At 29.1% G+C, this 19032-nt stretch carries 14 protein-coding genes; 9 read left to right on the plus strand and 5 right to left on the minus strand.

All coding sequences use genetic code 11. From position 1 onward, the window contains the following. Nucleotides 1-335 precede the first annotated feature (335 nt). Nucleotides 336-1427, minus strand: a complete 1092-nt coding sequence (locus tag K5Q05_RS01570; protein WP_025443822.1) for a hypothetical protein — start codon at nucleotides 1425-1427, stop codon at nucleotides 336-338. A 516-nt stretch (nucleotides 1428-1943) separates the two neighbouring features. On the opposite strand from K5Q05_RS01570, the gene K5Q05_RS01575 reads away from it, so the two are divergent. Next, nucleotides 1944-3065, plus strand: coding sequence for a LysM peptidoglycan-binding domain-containing protein (locus tag K5Q05_RS01575; protein ID WP_025443821.1), 1122 nt, complete (start codon nucleotides 1944-1946; stop codon nucleotides 3063-3065). A gap of 81 nt (nucleotides 3066-3146) precedes the next feature. Then, nucleotides 3147-3503 carry an outer membrane protein assembly factor BamD gene (locus K5Q05_RS01580; RefSeq protein WP_025443820.1) on the plus strand — a complete coding sequence of 119 codons (357 nt, stop codon included), beginning with the start codon at nucleotides 3147-3149 and terminating at the stop codon, nucleotides 3501-3503. A gap of 39 nt (nucleotides 3504-3542) precedes the next feature. Here K5Q05_RS01580 and K5Q05_RS01585 read toward each other — a convergent pair whose 3' ends face one another. The 3 genes from K5Q05_RS01585 to K5Q05_RS01595 form a co-directional block, all read right to left on the minus strand. Further along, nucleotides 3543-4658, minus strand: coding sequence for a vWA domain-containing protein (locus K5Q05_RS01585; protein ID WP_025443819.1), 1116 nt, complete (start codon nucleotides 4656-4658; stop codon nucleotides 3543-3545). Between the two features lie 66 nt (nucleotides 4659-4724). Then, nucleotides 4725-7577 (minus strand): periplasmic flagellar collar protein FlcA, encoded by a 2853-nt coding sequence (gene flcA, locus K5Q05_RS01590; RefSeq protein ID WP_025443818.1) that lies wholly within the window; start codon nucleotides 7575-7577, stop codon nucleotides 4725-4727. 15 nt (nucleotides 7578-7592) lie between these two features. Then, a complete protein-coding gene (locus tag K5Q05_RS01595) occupies nucleotides 7593-8486 on the minus strand; it encodes a 1-acyl-sn-glycerol-3-phosphate acyltransferase (RefSeq protein ID WP_025443817.1) in 894 nt (297 codons plus the stop codon). A 204-nt stretch (nucleotides 8487-8690) separates the two neighbouring features. Between K5Q05_RS01595 and K5Q05_RS01600 the strand changes: the two genes are divergently transcribed. The 6 genes from K5Q05_RS01600 to K5Q05_RS01625 all read left to right on the plus strand — a co-directional run bounded on the left by K5Q05_RS01600 (nucleotide 8691) and on the right by K5Q05_RS01625 (nucleotide 16699). After that, nucleotides 8691-10253, plus strand: coding sequence for a peptide ABC transporter substrate-binding protein (locus K5Q05_RS01600; protein WP_221019297.1), 1563 nt, complete (start codon nucleotides 8691-8693; stop codon nucleotides 10251-10253). 391 nt (nucleotides 10254-10644) lie between these two features. Then, a complete protein-coding gene (locus K5Q05_RS01605) occupies nucleotides 10645-12225 on the plus strand; it encodes a peptide ABC transporter substrate-binding protein (protein ID WP_025443816.1) in 1581 nt (526 codons plus the stop codon). Nucleotides 12226-12860: 635 nt separating this feature from the next. Next, on the plus strand, nucleotides 12861-13781 hold the full coding sequence (locus K5Q05_RS01610) for an ABC transporter permease (protein ID WP_025443815.1): 921 nt from the start codon (nucleotides 12861-12863) through the stop codon (nucleotides 13779-13781). A gap of 9 nt (nucleotides 13782-13790) precedes the next feature. Further along, nucleotides 13791-14834, plus strand: coding sequence for an ABC transporter permease (locus tag K5Q05_RS01615; protein ID WP_025443814.1), 1044 nt, complete (start codon nucleotides 13791-13793; stop codon nucleotides 14832-14834). A 10-nt stretch (nucleotides 14835-14844) separates the two neighbouring features. Beyond that, nucleotides 14845-15708: an ABC transporter ATP-binding protein gene (locus K5Q05_RS01620; RefSeq protein WP_221019287.1), complete on the plus strand. Its 864-nt coding sequence runs from the start codon at nucleotides 14845-14847 to the stop codon at nucleotides 15706-15708. Between the two features lie 10 nt (nucleotides 15709-15718). Beyond that, the gene (locus K5Q05_RS01625; protein WP_025443813.1) at nucleotides 15719-16699 is read left to right on the plus strand and encodes an ABC transporter ATP-binding protein; all 981 of its coding nucleotides are present in this window, start codon (nucleotides 15719-15721) and stop codon (nucleotides 16697-16699) included. A gap of 142 nt (nucleotides 16700-16841) precedes the next feature. Here K5Q05_RS01625 and K5Q05_RS01630 read toward each other — a convergent pair whose 3' ends face one another. Continuing rightward, on the minus strand, nucleotides 16842-17573 hold the full coding sequence (locus K5Q05_RS01630; protein ID WP_025443812.1) for an early set domain-containing protein: 732 nt from the start codon (nucleotides 17571-17573) through the stop codon (nucleotides 16842-16844). 149 nt (nucleotides 17574-17722) lie between these two features. On the opposite strand from K5Q05_RS01630, the gene eno reads away from it, so the two are divergent. Continuing rightward, entirely contained in the window at nucleotides 17723-19015 is a 1293-nt protein-coding gene (gene eno / locus K5Q05_RS01635) for a phosphopyruvate hydratase (RefSeq protein ID WP_025443811.1), read from the plus strand. Nucleotides 19016-19032: the final 17 nt, after the last annotated feature.

The raw sequence follows: 19032 nt of genomic DNA on the forward strand, positions 1-19032 counted from the left end.
TCTTTTCAAAAAAGGACATAAATCTTAATGCTACAAGAACAAAACAGTATAAAATAATTGCAAATCCAATACCCAAAAAATACCAATTCCTCAAGAAAAGTTTCTTTTAAAAAGATATCATAAAAGCCTCTACTACGTCCAATTCTTATACCATATTTTGCTTAAATCAGCTTAAAATCAACTTTAAAATGACTAATTTCAAAAGACATATTTGCAAAAAACTTTATAAACACATTACAGCTAGCTAAAATTAATAATAAAGCATTTAATAATTGAGTAAACTGAACTTCAAATTCATGGAATAAAGTTAAAATCAGACAAATATTTGATCAAAATCAAAATTCTCTAGGCCTTAATAAATAAAATTCATTAATACTTAAATTACTAGGAACATCACCATTTGTACGAATTAAATACATTTTAAAAGAATGAATAGTTTTAAAAAACTTCTTTATTAAAGAGGATCTGTCTTTTTTATAATTTTCGAAAAATTTCAAAATAGAGCCATAAATAACCACTTTATCAGACATATCAGAAAAATTCTTAACAATATCCTCTATGAAAAAAAACATACTGGCCAAATAAATAAAATTATTAAAAAGAATACCTATTCTACCTCTTAAATAATTAACATAATTCATCATTACAATCCTATCTCCCAAGACATGATTTTTGTCCTCTAAACTCCACTTTGAATATATGGTATTAAATTTAGGATCTCTTACAAGATAATCATATACAAAATCAAATCTAAAACTACCTTCAATATATTTTGAAAATATATAATTTGAATGCCTACTATTCAAGGAAATAAAATTTTTACGAGACATTTCTTTAAAATTTTGAATTACATTTTCCGAAACAGAATCACCATTTTTAGATAAAAAAGAATTATTATCCCAAAGCAAAATACTAGTACCTGCCGAAATCCAATATTCATCCTTATTATAATGCTTAAGCACACCGTCAAAAACACTAACAAAATAACTATTAAAGTATTCACAATTGACATAAAATTTTGACGGAGCATCAGTCATAAAAAAATAATTATTTATATCAACAGACAATGAAGAACCTTTAACAACCTTATAAATAACCACCTCTAAACTTCCCTTAAATAAGTATATTTTTGCATTCTGCACATCTTTAAGAGAAGAATAACAAATAAGGCTATGTGTGTTAGAATTCAAGGTTAAATCTGATGAAACACCATTGATTCCATACAAACCTATCTTAATTTTAGAATTATCTCCAACCTCAATAAAATCATATTCAAAAATTTCATCACCCAAATCTAATTTAATAGGAATAGCATTTCTTACAACATTAATCTGACCTTCCATTTCTTTAACAGATGCTACTTGAGAGAATAATGCTATTTGCAAGAATAAAAGTAAAAGAATAATAATATATGACTTCAAAATCAAATTTTCCTCTTTTCTAAAATCTTATAAGGTTAATTATATCTTTTTTAAAGATATTTACTAACTTTAATAAAAATGAAAAATACGCTATAATTCTGCAAAAAGTGTAAAAATAATATTTTTGCCAGGCCTGTTCTTTAAAGAAGCTAAGGCTTAAAAAAGCTGCAATTTATGTAGCCAAAACATAATATCAAAAGGATGTACCTATGATGAAAAAAATCAAATTACCATTTTTAATGTTATCTATACTTGTTTTTTCCTTAATTTCATGCTCAACCACTTCAGAGCCAGAAGAAAAAACATGTGGATACACCACTAAACATTCAGAGTAACACTAAGGCAACAGTTAGAGTATTGATACAATAAAAATGGAACATCAGATAAAAGCAAAAAAATTGTAAATGTCAAATTATGTAATAGTATGCTGTTATAGGATTTATATAAAGATGAAAGAATTAATGTCTAAAAAGCAAAGTTCTTAACTTATTATAGTCAATATCATATAGGAAGGATGTATTTATGATAAAAGCAAACAAGTTATTATTTTTAATGTTATCTATATCCACTCTTTTCCTAGTTTCATGTGCAACTTCGCAGGAAGACAAAAAGAGTGTAAACTCCAAAATCTTACCTAAGGAAACAGGAGATATAAAAAGAGACATTGAAGAGATCAAAAATGGGATCATAAAAGAGCGCGGAGATCTTTTTTATTCTGAAGAATTTAATAAAGCTGAAAAGCTTGAAAAAGAGATGGAAGCAAAATTTGCAAAAAATATGATTAAAGAAGCCAATGAAACTGCTCTAAAAGTATTAGAAAGATATAAAAATGTCGCACGAGATACAATAGAAAAAAAAGAAAAAATAAATTACCTGAAAGACAATATTGAAAAATATCTGAACGATGCTGAAAATAATGAAGCATACATATGGATTCCATTAGAAATCGATGAAGTCAATAACTTATATTTCGAAGCGACAAAAAAATACAAAATGTATGACATTGAAGATTCCCTTGAAATGTATAGTAAAGCATTTAACAAAGCACAACAAACTGCTAAAAAGGCAAAAGAATCAAGAGCTCTTAAAGAAACAGATGAAAGAATGTACAAACAATTAAAAGCACTGGAAGCTGCTTCTAATCTTCCCATTTATAGCAATAACCAACTCATTCAACCCTCACCATGGAATGGAAGAACTCTACTTAAGGATCAAGGTAAATATATAAATCTCTTAAACTCTGAAGACAATTCTTACTTACTTGGAGAAGCAACTCCATTAGTACTTGCTTATGAAGAAACAGCTAAAGAAATGCAAAAACCAGATTCAACTAAATTCAAAATACTTCAGCTTATCGAAAAAGCCAGACAATTATGGGAACAAGGACTTGAAGCCAAGAACTTCAATAACCTTAGACTTGCAAATGAATTATTCTTAGATTCCGCAAGATATTTAAAGGCTTATCAAAGCAATGCAAGTAAGGAACTATATATAATTAAAATTGGAAACACCTTATGGGGCATTTCTAAAAAATTATATAATGATCCTTATTTATGGCCAAAAATTTGGTTTGCAAACAGACAAAAAATTCAAAATCCAGATTTAATACATGAAAACTGGAAAATAATAATTCCTTCTAAATAAAACAGAAAAAGAAAACAAGTTTATGCTTGTTTTCTTTTTTTATATCTAATAAAATTTTATAATGAAACAAGAGAATGAAAAATGAAAAAATTAATACTAACAAGCATATTATTTTTTTCCTGCTATACAGCAGCCCATCTAGACAAACAACTTACAAAAGAAACCCCTTACAGTATTTACTTAAGAGAAGCTCAAAAGGCAACAAATGTTAATGACTATAAATCTGCTTTAAAAATATACACAAAAATGATTGAAAATTACAAAGAAAACGAAAGCATAGTTGCCACTGGAAAGTATGAAATTGCTTTCATATATTACATAACAAATAAAGAAGAAACGGCAAAAAAGCTATTTGAAGAAATAATACAGTCTAATATACAATCTCCAAAGTGGATTATCCCCCTATCTAAAAAGATAATAGAGAAAATAAACAATTAAGAGAAAAGATAAATCACCATATTCAATTAATATTACTTATTAATTAAGTAATATTCCATAAATCGTAATATCTTTTTGCTTAGCTGCTTCAATAACATCCTCATAAACTATAGGCCCTCTAGGATATTCATGAGGCGGTGCATCACCCAACACTATAATAAATCGATTATCCGCTTGCCAATCAAACTGAGTAACAGCAGCATTAATTCCCTCAAATACTGCTTCAGGATAATCTCCGCCACCACTCACACTAACATCTCTAAGAACACTATTTAAATATTCCTTATTATTAAAATCGAAAGATCTTGTTAAAAACTCCTCAAGATAATCCTTATAGAATACGAAACCTATTCTATAAGACTTAAATTTATTTAACTGAGATTCTACCATATCAAAAAGATGTTTCCTTAAAATTTCAATATGATTTTTCATACTCTCAGTCACATCAATAACAAAAACAAGATCTAAATCAGCAAGTGGATCTTCTGATTTTTCTAGAATATCTTTTATTTTATCAACAATATCAGGGCCCTTATCTGCAACAATCACATCATCAGAAAACCTATAAAATGCTTCTTCTAAACTATTAGGCTCACTTGTATTTTCTAGTTGAGTATCCCCAAAAAATAACTCATAAGCATTATCTTTATATTGCCCTAAATAATCATTATATTTTTTCTCAAAAGTTCTAATTGAAAACCAAAAGGGTTCTTTATTTATCCTAAGAACTTCTAAATTAATATCACCACTCCTTGTGGAAAAATCAGGAAAACCATACCTCAATCTCTTAGGTATTAAAATATGAAAAGCCTGTCCAAATTTCCTATTCTGAACAGGTGTAGAAGATGTCAATGATAAAAGAGTTTTATTCTGAATAACTCTACCATTTAAAATCCTAATCTCATCACCATTGATCTTATTATACTCCAATGTTCTAAATGAATAAGTAGAGACATCTTTACTCTTATCTGGAATTTCAAAAGACTCAGTTAAAATAACTGACTTAACATTTGGCTTTTTCCTAATAAAAAGATGGAAACCATCTTCATGGGCTTCAACATACACATCATCAATATCAATACTTAAATCATCATCCATAGATGCAAATAAATTCAATACAATAAACAAGAAAATAATAAAGTAAGCTTTTTTCATACAAACCCTTACAAATTAATCAGCAACCTTATACACACACCCTCACCAATAAATTTTAATCAAAATCTAAAGATTATCAGATAAATTATCATAAAACAAAGTCTTAGAACTAATAAAATTATTCTTAAAAATATTTCTAAGGTTTAAGCTAGCTAGATCTTTTTTAGCAGTCTTAACCATATCATCACGATTTAATAGATCAAAAATTCTAGAGGATTCAGTTAAATTTGCAACTCCTGAATCAAACAGCCTATTATCTTTAATAACACTAGCTCCAACCCTATCACCAAGAGATGCTCTTATCTCAACAACTCCAAGATTATTGCAAATCTCAATTTTTCTTATTAATAAATCTCTATGATAATCATTTTCTTTAGGCTTAAAACTCAAAATGCTAGACTTCTCTGATTCTAAATTCTGCAATACTCTTAAATAATAACTTCTAGAAGCCTCAAAATCACCCATTTTATAAAGAACAGATGCAATTGAATTTAAAACCTTATCATTATTTGCAAATCCAGATATATTCTCAACTTTAAATAAACAAGCCAATGCATCTTTATAATTATTATCCTTATAATTAAGCAATGCTAATTTATAATAAACATCTGGAGAATTAACACCTTCATTTATTGCCATCTTATAAGAAGAGATCGCCGATTTAAAACCATTTAAAGTCCTAAGAATATCCCCTTGCTTCTCATAAAGCAAAGCAAGCTCTCTAGAAACTTTAATAAGTCCATTTCTTTTATAAAAATCATATTCATTTAAAGCTAAGCTCATAATATTACTTGCTTTCAGAACATCATTTTCCATCTCATAAATATCCGACAAAATTCTATAAGCAATAATTTTTTCAGAGAAATTTTCAATTAAATCTTCCTGTCTAAAGCTATTTAACGCTGTTAACAAATACCCTTCCGATTTCTTAAAATCACCCATATAATAAAAATATCTACCACTCTCAAACAGAGCCTTATTGTAATCAGGATTTTTGATCAAAATTCTTCTAAGAATATACTCGATCTCCGAATTAAGATTAATATCATTTAAAGAATTGTAAATACCCTTTCCATTACCTGTCTTAAAACTAGAAAATTCTTTATTAAGTAAGTTAATTTGGGCACTGAAATATTTGAGATTTCTAGACAAAGCATTTATCCTTTTATGATAAACTTTAAACTCAACATATCTATCTATCAATTTTTTAGCATATTTAGTATACACTACCTCATCAATATCTAGTTCTGCATTTGCCTTAATAAAGGCATTTACATTTTCTGATTCTCTATCTGCACCAGCTTCAATGTAAACATTAAAAAGCTTAAATAAAATTTCCTTCTTACGACCATATTTTGAAAGCAAAATAGTGTAACTATTAATGCTATCTTTGTAATACGTAGGATCTGTTTGGGCCCACTGAAAATAATTATCGCCCTTAGCCATTAATGCCTCATAATCATAAACAGAATAAGATATAACTTCATCCAAAATTGAATTGGCATCAGCATACTCACCAAGCCTCATTTTCATAGAAGCATAAGATATATACCCATCCCTATCAAAATTTTTACGTCTTCTCTTAGAAGCATCCACAGAAAATGGATCAACAGTAAATAATTCTTCGTATTTCTCCTCAGCACTATCAAAATCTCTTATATCATCAAAAGCCCTGGCATAAGTAAGAAACCACTTTTTGTTAGGTCGCATATAATATGCATCTTTAAAAGTAGCTTTAGCAAGCTCTCTCTTATTCTCATATATGTAAACTATTCCTTCTTTATACTTTCTATCGGATACAATGTAAAAAAACATAACATCAACTAGAAAATAAAAAGACAAAAAAGTTAAAACAATAAAAATAGATGCTATTTTAAATATCGGAGTTAAAGCTTTAGAAACTCTATAGCTAAATTTCTTTTCAAGCTTGCTAAATTCCTCTGCCTTGTAATACATAACAGGCAATTTAACAGAACGCCCAATAATGTCTCCAACAAATTTAGCAATAAATTTAAGCCCTTTCTTATTTTGCTCAACAAGATCAATCAATGCCTCAATTTTATACTTAGAGACATTATCTAGAATTAAAGCTTCAGCAACAGCAATTCTCAAATTCCTAGGATAAGAGTTTAAATGCTTAAAAAACAAAGGATAGTCAATTTTAAAATGATTATTACCAAAAGATTTGTTATTGTCATCTCTCAAAAATTCAAAATCATCTGAAAGATTAGAAAAATCACCCTCTTCATCAAGATCAAGATTATTAAAATTCTCATCAAAAATATTTTCATTATTGTTAAGGCTTTCTATCCGATTACTTGTCTCATCTGCCTCATTCAGATTCCCAATCATACTATCAAGATCAAAATCATCATTACTATCAATTATAGAATCTTGCTCCAAATCATTATCATCAATCTCACTATTAAGAGACTTATCAGAAGTTCGTAAATTTGAATTCAAATCACTTCCTGGATCTACATTTTGCAAACCATCAGAATTATCTAAATTCAAATTAATTACATTTTCGTCTATACTAATGGAATTATCATCAAGAATTTTATCAAGATTATCTTCCAGATTAGAACTTAAAACATCAAAATCATTATCTAAATCATTAAATTCAGGATCAACACCTACTTTATTAGAATTTTTTAAAATTTCACTTTTGTTTGCAATGCTCTTCTGATCTTCTTCACTATCAAGAGTACCAAGAATAGAATCTAAATCAAGCTCCTCATCAGATTCTTCTTCTAAATCTACAATATCTTCCTTGTCTTCCCAAGGAACAATAATCTCTCCTTCCCTTGGAGGGTCAATATCCATTTTAATGCCAAAAGGCTCTTTTTTAGCCTTCTCATCAGAAATATTATCCAGTATTTCTTTTTTAAACTCATTTATTTTTTCTATATCAGGCATATTATAATCAAAATCCTAATTCAAACCATTATATATCTTGGTTCCTTTTTCATGAAGAACCTCAAAACGTTTTTCTAAATCATCAGCAATGCTAGAACCTAAAAGCTCTTTTGTTGGTTCTAAACCTTCTTGACTTAACTTCTCTAAAATTAAATTTTTATACTCAAATATATCCATTACTTCTGTTGCATTATACACAACAGTATCTTCTTTAAAGATATCACAAGACATATCTTCATTTGGTGAAACTTCAAGGATATTACCATTAACACTAACCATTATAAAATAATCAAAAATCTTAAAATAACCTAAAATTCCTGAAATTATTTTTTTAGTTTCAGGCCTGCCCTTTCTATATCGTGTGGCAGTTGGAAAAACAAGAACAATATATCCACTAGTCTTTTTATTCACAATATATCTCATAGAATTAGCATTAAAAGCCCGTCTCTTTCTAACCTTCTCACGATCAACTCCAATAAATGAATGTGGAGGATAAATAAATATTACACTATAACCTAAAGATAAAGTTTTAACAAATAAACTCTCTTGAAAAAGCTTAACGCCCGCTACAGGAACAATGTGCTCTGCAACTTCCTTATAATTCATTTCATTAAGCAAAAACTGAAAACAAGGAAAATCAAAATTACTATAATGCTCCATTAATATAACTGAAGACCTGCCAGATTTAGATTTTTCATAAAGCTCTAAAATATTTTGAATACCAACAATAGTAGAATTACCTTTAAGAAGCCTTTTGATCATCATATCAACCAAACTTCTACTAACAGGATCTGCCTCATGATAAGAATCATTTAAACAATTTGTCTTCTCAATAGCTTTAAATCTACTAAAAAATTCATTCTCAATATCTTTAAAATATTTATTAAAACTCTTATTCTGTATAAACATAAAACTTTATCCCTTAAAGTTCTTCAAAAACAATATACTAGCAAATCAAAAACATTTCTTGTAAGTGTTTACATGAAAAACATTTTACATTAATTATACTTTATTTATTTAGCAAATTAAAGTAAAATCCATTCAAGTATGTTAAACAAAAATAACAAATACCTTAGGAGAATAAGTTATGAAACATAGAACAATAATTCTTTTATTTTTTTTATTATATTCTTAATTTCCTGTTCAGGTGATGGATACAAAGATAAGATAATATTTAGAGTTACAAATGAAAGTGAACCTGATTCACTTGATCCCCAACTTGCTACTTCCGTTCAATCATTCAATATAATCATAAACACGTTTTTAGGACTAACAACAAGAAATATACAAACTGGAGGACATAAACCAGGACTAGCTAAATCTTGGGATATATCCGATAATGGGCTTGTATACACACTTCACTTAAGAGAAGGTCTCATTTGGAGTGATGGGGTTCCCATTACTGCTGAAGGAATTAGAAAGTCTTACCTTAGAATCTTAAACAAAGAAACAGGTTCACAATATGTTGATATTGTTAAATCAACAATAAAAAATGCAAAAGATTATTTCGAAGGTAAAATATCAGAATCGGAACTTGGTATTAAAGCTATAGATAATTCTACCTTAGAGATAACTCTAGATGCTCCAAAACCTTATTTCCTTGACATGCTAGTACACCAAACATTTATACCAGTACCAATACATGCTATTGAAAAATATGGAAAAAACTGGACAAAGCCTGAAAATATAGTTGTAAGTGGTGCATACAAATTAAAGGAAAGAACACCAAGTGAAAAAATAGTCCTTGAAAAAAACGACAAGTACTATAATGCTTCAAATGTTGAAATAGATGAAGTTGTATTTTATCAAGTACAAGGAAACACTGCTTATAACATGTACATAAACGATGAGCTTGATTTCCTTATGAAAGTAGCATCAGACTATTTAGACGAAGCCAGAATAAGAAATGATTATTATTCTCATCCTATAAACAGAGTAGTCTACATGGCATTCAACAATACTGTTAAACCACTTGATAATGTAAAAGTTAGAGAAGCTTTAACCCTTGCTATTGATAGAGAAGCACTCAGCAAAATTACTCTAAAAGGTCAATCAAAACCAACAAGAAACTTAACCCCAACATTTGAACACTACTCTTACGGAAAACAATTAAAATTATTTGATCCTGAGAAAGCAAAAAAACTACTAGCTGAAGCTGGCTATCCTAATGGTTCAGGTTTTCCTACCATTAAATACAAAACTGCACAACGCGATGAAATGGCAAAAACCGCAGAATTCTTACAAGAACAATTAAAAAGAATACTAAACATTAACATTGAGATTGAAATTGAAGAATGGAATACATTCCTAGGTAGCAGAAACATGGGAAATTATCAAATTTCATTCATGGGATGGACAGGAGATTATTTAGATCCATTAACATTTCTTGAAAGTCTATTTACAACAGAAAATCAAGGATTTGGAGCATATGGATACTCAAATAAAGAATACGATAATTTAATAAAACAATCTAATTTTACACAAGACCCTCTCCAAAGACAAGATATTTTAAGAAAAGCTGAAGAAATAATAATAGAAAAAGATTTCCCAGTGGCCCCACTCTCAATACTTAAATCAAACTATCTATTCAGGCATGATAAATGGACAGGCTGGACTCCTAATGTTTCAGAAAGTTATACTTATGAAGAAATAAAATATAAAAGAGAAAATAATTAATAACGAAATATAAAAATGCTATAAAAGTTATTAAATTAACACTAATAATCATAAAAACTACGCTTCTATAAATTATGGAAATGTAGTTTTTATTGCACAATAATAACTTTAAAATTCTTACATTCACATATATCTCAGAATAGCGCATTATTCTGTTTAATAGCAAATTTATTGCCTAGAATATTACAAAATGCATATAAATGTAAAAATAAGTACATACTATTATCTAATTGTATCTTGCATGTATATGTTTATTATATCTTAATACTTTCACCTAATTACATACTGAATAAATTGTTTAATAAATAAATCGAATAACTCAACAAACACATCTAACCATCTATGATTTTTAATTAATTAGTATTAACCTTAATATACAGGAGACAAAATAATGAAAATAAAAAAATATACATTCATAATATTTATGTTAATAACTATCCTATCCTGTAGTAAGGAAAGTAGCAAAGAAAATTTGGTATTCAAAATTATCATGGGAACAGAGCCTAAATCAATAGATCCTCAATTAGCCGAAGATAAATTAGGTGCGGTTATAATTGCACAAATGTTTAGTGGCATAGTAGACGGCGATTCACAAACTGGTGGATATAAACCAGGCCTAGCTAAATCTTGGGACATATCTGATGACGGGACTGTATATACATTTCATTTACGAGAAGACATTTTTTGGAGTGATGGAGTTCCCATTACTGCTGAAGGTATCCGAAAGTCTTATCTTAGGATGCTAAATAAAGAAACAGGATCAAATTATGTCGGTACAGTTAAGTCAACAATAAAAAATGCACAAGACTACTTCGAAGATAAAATACCGGAATCTGAACTTGGTATTAAGGCTATAGATAATTATACTCTAGAGATAACTCTAGATACGCCAAAACCTTATTTCCTTGACATGCTAGTACACCAATCTTTCATACCAGTACCAGTTCATACTATTGAACAACACGGAAAAAATTGGATAAAGCCTGAAAATATAGTTGTAAGTGGTGCATACAAGCTAAAGGAAAGAACGCCCAACGAAAAAATATCACTTATAAAAAACGATAAATACTTTAATGCTAATAAAGTTGAACTACAAGAAATTATATTTTATACAATAAGTGATACTTCAACTGCTTATAGAATGTACGAAAATAACGAAATTGACGCACTTACAACTATCCCACCTGACTTAATAAAAGAAATAAAATTAAGAAACGATTATTACTCATCTGCTATTAATGGTCTTTACTACTTTTCATTTAACACACAAATAAAACCTCTTGATAATGTAAAAGTTAGAGAAGCATTAACTCTTGCTATTGACAGGGAAACACTAACAAAAAAAGTTATGGTAAATGATTCTATTCCCACAAGAAGAATCAGTCCAAATTTTGATAATTATTCTTATGGCAAACAACTAAAATTATTTGACCCTGAGAGAGCAACACAATTAATGGCCGAGGCTGGATATCCTAACGGTGCTAAATTCCCTCAACTAAAAATCAAATATAACACAAACGAAAGCCATAAAAAAATTGCTGAATTCATTCAAAATCAATGGTCAAAAATTTTAAATATAACTACTGAACTTGAAAATGAAGAATGGACATCATTCCTAGAAACTAAACAAAAAGGAGACTATGAAATAGCAAGAGCTGGTTGGATGGGAGATTACTCAGACCCATTGACATTCCTAAGCTTATTCCAAAAAGAATTTTCGCATTTTTCTTCATACAACTACTTTAATCAAGAATATGAAAATCTAATCAAACAATCTGATCTCGAGCAAGATCCAATCAAAAGACAAGATATCCTAAGAAAAGCTGAAATGATAATAATAGAAAAAGATTTTCCTGTTGCTCCAATATATATACATGCAGGGAATTATCTGTTTAGAAATGATAAATGGACTGGTTGGATACCTAATATTGCAGAAAGGTTCTCTTTCTCTGAACTTAAAAGAATTAAATAATAACAATAGATAGACATCTTATCAAAAAGATCTTAATAGATGTCTATCTATTAATCATTTGAAATCATATAAATTCATGTAAAATAAATAAATATAACTAGCTTGGTTTCATATTTATGGCATCCTAAGTTTTTAATACAGCAAATAAAACCTATTGGTAAGATAAAGGTCAAATAAGCCTTAAATCTTGCTATTGACAGAAAAACATTAATAAAAAAAGTTATGGTAAATGATTCTATTCCCACAAGAAGAATCAGTCCAAATTTTAATAATCATTTTTATGACAAACAACTAAAATTATCTGACCTGATAAAACAAAACAATTAACAGCTTAATGATATGAAATTCTCTCAACTAAAAATAAAATATAAAACACACTAAAGTTATAAAAACTGCTAAATTTATTTAAATTTAATGAAAAAACAATAAAAAATCAATCTTATATTTTAAAAAAGAAAATTGTTCACGTTTAGATAAATAGCAAAAAATATTAGAAATTAACATATATAAAAAGCAAATATTAATTTACAAAGCAATTAAAATAAATTGAAAATTATTTGAATAATATTTAAGATCATATGTTAAAATGGTTAATTATAAAGTTTAAAATCTTTCTGTTAGGATAAGGAGCAACTATGTTAAAGTTTACCTTACAAAGACTACTAGAAACAATACCAACTTTAATAGTAATAACTTTTATGTGTTTTTTAATAATGAGGCTTGCTCCCGGAAATCCATTTGACTCTGAAAAGCCTATTGATCCTGAAATCAAAGAAAAATTAATGCAAAAATACCACCTTGATAAACCTTTTTATATGCAAGCCTTCTATTATATCATAAACATTTTAAAAGGTGATTTTGGCCCATCATTAGTAAAAAAAGACTTAAGTGTAACCCAATATATAAAATTAGGAATGCCTAGATCACTTACACTCGGACTAATAAGCCTCATAATATCTCTCACACTTGGAATTTTACTAGGCATAACAGCAGCAATTAAAAAAAATACTCGTATCGACTATATGATAAGAGTAGCAGCAATGTTTGGAATCTCCGTACCCACCTTTGTAACTGGTCCCATTTTACAATATTTTCTATCTGTAAAATTAGGATTATTTTATACTTCTGGATGGATCTCAGAACGAGGAGGTCTCTCAAATTTAATCATGCCAATATTGACAATGAGTCTACCATGGATCGCTATTTTTACACGTATAACTAGAAGTTCTATGTTAGAAATGCTAAATAGTGATTTTATAAGAACAGCAAAAGCTAAAGGACTAAGTTTCAATGCAATAATAAAAAAACATGTGCTAATCGGTGCCTTACTCCCTCTAGTAAGTTATATGGGACCAGCCTTTGCTGGTATAATTTCTGGAAGCATGGTTATTGAACAAATATTCAGGATTGCTGGAATGGGCATGTTTACAGTAGAAGCATCCTTAAACAGAGATTACCCACTATTAATGGGTTCACTACTAATATATTCAATAATATTGCTTATCTCCATTTTAGTATCTGATCTTGTTTACAAAAAACTTGACCCACGAATATAGGAAAAAAAGATGAGTAAAGAAAATATCTATTTTGAGATCCAAACAGCTAACAGAAAAGCTTGGTTAAGATTTAAAGAAAACAAACTTGCATTTATTAGTATATTTATTATCGGATTTTACATAATAATTGCAATATTGCAACCAATACTACCAATATATAAGTACTATACTCAAGTAGTAGAACATGCTGACTTGCCTCCATCTCTTAGACATGCTGGAGAACTATGGTATGAAAAGGAACTTAATTTTATAAAAAGATTGTCAGCTAAAGAAAAAAGAGAAATAAAAGAAGAAGAAAAAGCAAAGCTAGACGAAATAAAAATAAAAATAAAAACTGATGTTCAAACAATTGATGGAAAAGAAGTTAAAATACATGAAAGAATATATCTATTAGGCACAGACAATCTTGGACGAGACTTGCTTTCAAGAATAATACAAGGAAGTCAAATATCAATATCTGTAGGATTTATAGGTGCCTTTCTATCAATGATAATAGGAACCATAATAGGCGCAACAGCAGGATTTTTTGGTGGCATCATTGATAGAATAATAACTAAAATAATAGAAATTCTTTATGTCCTCCCAACTTTACTTATCATAATAATACTAATGACTATTATGGAAAGGAATATAATAGGACTATTTATTGCAATTGGTCTTACTTCATGGCTAATGATTGCTAGAATTGTAAGAGGTCAAGTAAAATCACTTGCACAATCTGAATTTATACAAGCAGCTAGAACACTAGGTGCAACAAATAAGAGAATGATATTCAAACATTTAATTCCTAACAGTATTGGTATGATAGTAATCATCACAACAATGAACGTTCCATCATTCATTATTTTTGAATCGTTTTTATCATTCTTAGGTCTTGGGATATCAGCACCAATGACTAGTTGGGGAGAACTAATAAAAAATGGAATTTCCACATTTATTGAATACCCATGGAAAATTTTTATCCCAGCAGCAGTCATGACAATATTTTTATTATTTATGAACTTTTTAGGAGACGGATTAAGAGATGCATTTGATCCAAAAGACAATCTCTAGGAGAAACTAAATGAAGGAAGAGTACATACTAGATATAAGAAATCTATCAATTGAATTCAAATTAAAGCATGCAACAATAAATCCCATAAACAACATAAACTTAAAAATGAAAAAAGGAGAAATCAGAGCTATTGTTGGAGAATCTGGTAGTGGAAAATCTGTTACAAGCATGGCAATACTAAAACTATTACCAGAAATTACAACAGTATACAAAACTGGAGAAATACTATTTGAGGGACAAAACTTACTAGCGCTTAGCGAAAAAGAGCTTCAAATTATTAGAGGTAATAAAATAGCAATGATATTCCAAGATCCAATGACTTCTTTAAATCCATACTTAAGAATATCTACACAAATTGAAGAAACAATAATGCTACATCAAAAATTAGACAAAAAGACAGCTCAACAAAAAGCAATAGAAATGTTGAAAACCGTTGGTGTTGTAAATGCAGAAGAAAGAATAGAGCATTATCCACATCAATTTTCAGGAGGGATGAGACAAATAGTTATGATTGCAATGGCCCTAAGCTGCTATCCATCATTATTAATTGCTGATGAACCTACTACAGCTCTTGATGTTACAATTCAAAAACAAATACTACTGCTTATTAAAAACCTGTCCAAGAAATTCAATACTTCCACTATATTAATAACTCATGATTTAGGAGTAGTTGCAGAAATTTGTGATACAGTATCTGTAATGTACCAAGGAAAATTTGTAGAAGAAGGTACAGTACAAGAAATATTTAAAAACCCTAAACATCCATACACAATTGGGCTTTTAAAATCAATACTTACCCTTGAGCAGGATCCAAATGAAAAACTATATTCAATTAAAGATAATCCTATTGAAATCACTACAGATATAAATTGAGGAGCTTTAAATGAACAAAGAAAAAGATATAATTCTTAAAGTAGAAAACTTAGTACAAACATTTACAATTGGAGAAGACTTCTTATTTTGGAAAAAAAAGCGTAAGGTTAATGCCGTAAATAACATAAGCTTTGAAGTTGAACGCAACAAAACATTAGGACTCGTTGGGGAATCTGGATGTGGAAAATCAACAACCTTAAGAACAATAATGCAACTCTATAAACCAACATCTGGTAGAATATATTTCAATGGAAAAGATATTACCAAGCTATCAAAAAAAGAACTTTTAAAGGTAAAAAAAGACATGCAGATGGTATTCCAAGACCCTCACACATCCCTTAATCCAAGAATGACAATAAAAGAAATAATAGCAGAACCACTAGTAATATATAATGAAAATAGAATCCTTCCAAGAACAAAACAAGAAATAGACAAAAGAGTAAACGAACTAATGGATATTACTGGCCTTGAAAAAAGAATGTTATCTAGATATCCACATGAATTCTCAGGAGGACAAAGACAAAGAATAGGCATAGCAAGAGCACTTGCTTTAAATCCCAAGCTCTTACTACTAGACGAAGCCGTGTCTGCACTAGATGTATCAATAAGAGCACAAATTTTAAATTTGCTTAAAGAGCTACAAAAGGAATTTAAGTTATCTTATCTGTTCATATCACACGACCTGGCAGTAGTAAAATATATGAGCGATAAAATTGCCGTAATGTATATGGGTGTCATTTTAGAAATTGCGCCTAGAGAAACTCTATTTTCAAACCCTAAGCATCCATATACAAAAACACTAATAGCATCTATCCCTGAAATTAATCCTGAAAAAATAAATAACAAAACTATCAAGCTCGACGAATCATCATTAATAAGTATACGCAAAACATCCCTAACACCAGAAAATGCACCTCTTGAAGAAGTAGAAAAGGATCATTTTGTATCTAAATATCTTTTTGATGAAATTCAGAGTTTTTTAGATGAATAAAGTAGAACTTTTATTCATCTAAAAAACTCTGAATTTATTAGTATAGGTACCATAAATTATGTAGACTCTTGTTTTAATTCCAATATCACCGATAAATTTTTTAAAACTGCTAACTCAAATTGCAGCTTTTAACTTCAAAAGACTAATTATCAAAATAAGAAACCTCAAAATCCATATTATTGTCAATGCCTTCAACTGCATATAGATTAATTCTATTAACATTATTCTTATCTATAACTTTATTTCCAGAATCAACAAAATAATAATAAATCCTACCTTTAGGAAGGTCTCTAAGCTTAATAGTATACACACCCTTATAAGGTTCTTGTTCAATTAATCTATTTAAAAACGGATTAAAATTATTAAAATTACCGGCTATTGTAACAATCTGTCCAGGACGACCTATATAAAAAAGCTCAACTTCTCTACCATCAGAAGAATCAATTGGATTGCGTAAAGACACATAACTATGATCTACGCCTATGTCAATTATAGAGAATGGTATTAAGTCTTTATTAAAGACTACATTTTTATTATACTCATCATTTGTCCAGATACCATCTATAACAAGCCTATATTTAATTTTACCAACTCTATGGGGAAGATTTACCTTTACAAAAAAAAGTCCATACTTATTTTTCTTAAACAAATACTTTTTTGAATAACTATCAAAATCAAAAGCAGCAAAAATTTTTCTAATACCTTTATTAGAAGGATAAAACATAATGACTCTCTTAGAGTCAACAATTGGTTCTAAATTATCCTTTCTTGTTGAAACTTCTAAAAATTCATTTAAAGATAAATCAAAATTTTCAATTACATAAGATTTTGAATAAACATTAACAAGATTAAAGAAAAAAACACAAAATAAAATAACCACTTCAACATTTTTCCCATCATTTGACTGAAAAATACAACAAACAATTCTTTCGCTAAAATACTACACATTTGTCTTGTTTGTTATTATACTAAAAACATATACTAAAGTAAATATACAAATATTAACCTATAAGGAGTTACAAAATGGGTTTTCATATTTATGAAATAAAAGCTAGACAAATAATTGATTCTAGAGGAAATCCAACAGTCGAAGCAGATGTAATACTTGAAGATGGTTCTATGGGTAGAGCAGCTGTCCCATCAGGTGCATCAACAGGAACAAATGAAGCTGTTGAATTAAGAGATGGCGACAAATCTGTTTATATGGGCAAAGGAGTACTTAAAGCAGTCGAAAATATAATAAACATTATATCTCCAGAACTTGAAGGAATGAATGCTTTAAACCAAGTTGAAATCGATAGAAAAATGATTGAACTTGATGGAACACCTAATAAATCAAAACTTGGAGCTAACGCTATTCTTGCAGTTTCAATGGCCACAGCTAGAGCAGCAGCCGAATACCTTGGACTTAAAATTTATCAATATCTTGGTGCCTACAAAGCCAACATTTTACCTACACCTATGTGTAACATTATAAATGGAGGTGCTCACTCTGATAACTCTGTTGATTTTCAAGAATTTATGATAATGCCAATTGGAGCAAAAACTTTCAGTGATGCAATAAGAATGGCTGCTGAAGTTTTTCACACACTCAAGAGAATTTTAAGCCAAAAGGGCTACTCAACAGCTGTTGGAGATGAGGGTGGATTTGCACCAAATCTAAAATCAAACGAAGAAGCTTGTGAAGTTATTATGGAAGCCATAAAAAATGCAGGATATAAACCTGGAACAGATATCGCAATTGCCCTAGATCCAGCAACATCTGAATTATATGATCCAAAAACAAAAAAATATGTGCTTAGATGGTCAACAAAAGAAGAACTTACTTCTGAAGAAATGGTTGAATATTGGGCAAAATGGGTAGAAAAATATCCTATCATATCAATTGAAGATGGAATGGCAGAAGAAGACTGGGATGGATGGAAAAAACTCACAGATAAAATCGGAGATAAAGTTCAACTTGTAGGAGATGATCTATTCGTTACAAATACATCATTCCTTAAAAAAGGAATTGAAATGAAAGTCGCAAATGCAATTCTTATTAAAGTAAATCAAATTGGAACATTGACTGAAACTTTTGAAGCTGTAGAGATGGCAAAAAAAGCAGGATATACTGCAATAGTTTCACACCGTTCAGGAGAAACAGAAGACACAACAATTGCTGATCTTGTTGTTGCACTTGGAACAGGACAAATTAAAACAGGTTCTTTATCAAGAACAGACAGAATAGCTAAATATAACCAACTCTTAAGAATAGAAGAAGAATTAGGAAGTATTGCCGAATACCATGGCAAAGATGTTTTTTATTCTATATAAATAAGAATATAAATAAG

It is taken from the genome of Borrelia miyamotoi (genome assembly GCF_019668505.1).
GTDB lineage: Bacteria > Spirochaetota > Spirochaetia > Borreliales > Borreliaceae > Borrelia > Borrelia miyamotoi.

What these genes read in the sequence shown, in the direction of transcription:
- K5Q05_RS01575 (WP_025443821.1), top strand. Translation starts at nt 1,944, where the DNA reads ATGATAAAAGCAAACAAGTTATTATTTTTAATGTTATCTATATCCACT.
- K5Q05_RS01580 (WP_025443820.1), top strand. Translation starts at nt 3,147, where the DNA reads ATGAAAAAATTAATACTAACAAGCATATTATTTTTTTCCTGCTATACA.
- flcA (WP_025443818.1), bottom strand. Translation starts at nt 7,577, where the DNA reads ATGCCTGATATAGAAAAAATAAATGAGTTTAAAAAAGAAATACTGGAT.
- K5Q05_RS01625 (WP_025443813.1), top strand. Translation starts at nt 15,719, where the DNA reads ATGAACAAAGAAAAAGATATAATTCTTAAAGTAGAAAACTTAGTACAA.
- K5Q05_RS01620 (WP_221019287.1), top strand. Translation starts at nt 14,845, where the DNA reads ATGAAGGAAGAGTACATACTAGATATAAGAAATCTATCAATTGAATTC.
- K5Q05_RS01610 (WP_025443815.1), top strand. Translation starts at nt 12,861, where the DNA reads ATGTTAAAGTTTACCTTACAAAGACTACTAGAAACAATACCAACTTTA.
- K5Q05_RS01615 (WP_025443814.1), top strand. Translation starts at nt 13,791, where the DNA reads ATGAGTAAAGAAAATATCTATTTTGAGATCCAAACAGCTAACAGAAAA.
- K5Q05_RS01585 (WP_025443819.1), bottom strand. Translation starts at nt 4,658, where the DNA reads ATGAAAAAAGCTTACTTTATTATTTTCTTGTTTATTGTATTGAATTTA.
- eno (WP_025443811.1), top strand. Translation starts at nt 17,723, where the DNA reads ATGGGTTTTCATATTTATGAAATAAAAGCTAGACAAATAATTGATTCT.
- K5Q05_RS01595 (WP_025443817.1), bottom strand. Translation starts at nt 8,486, where the DNA reads ATGTTTATACAGAATAAGAGTTTTAATAAATATTTTAAAGATATTGAG.
- K5Q05_RS01605 (WP_025443816.1), top strand. Translation starts at nt 10,645, where the DNA reads ATGAAAATAAAAAAATATACATTCATAATATTTATGTTAATAACTATC.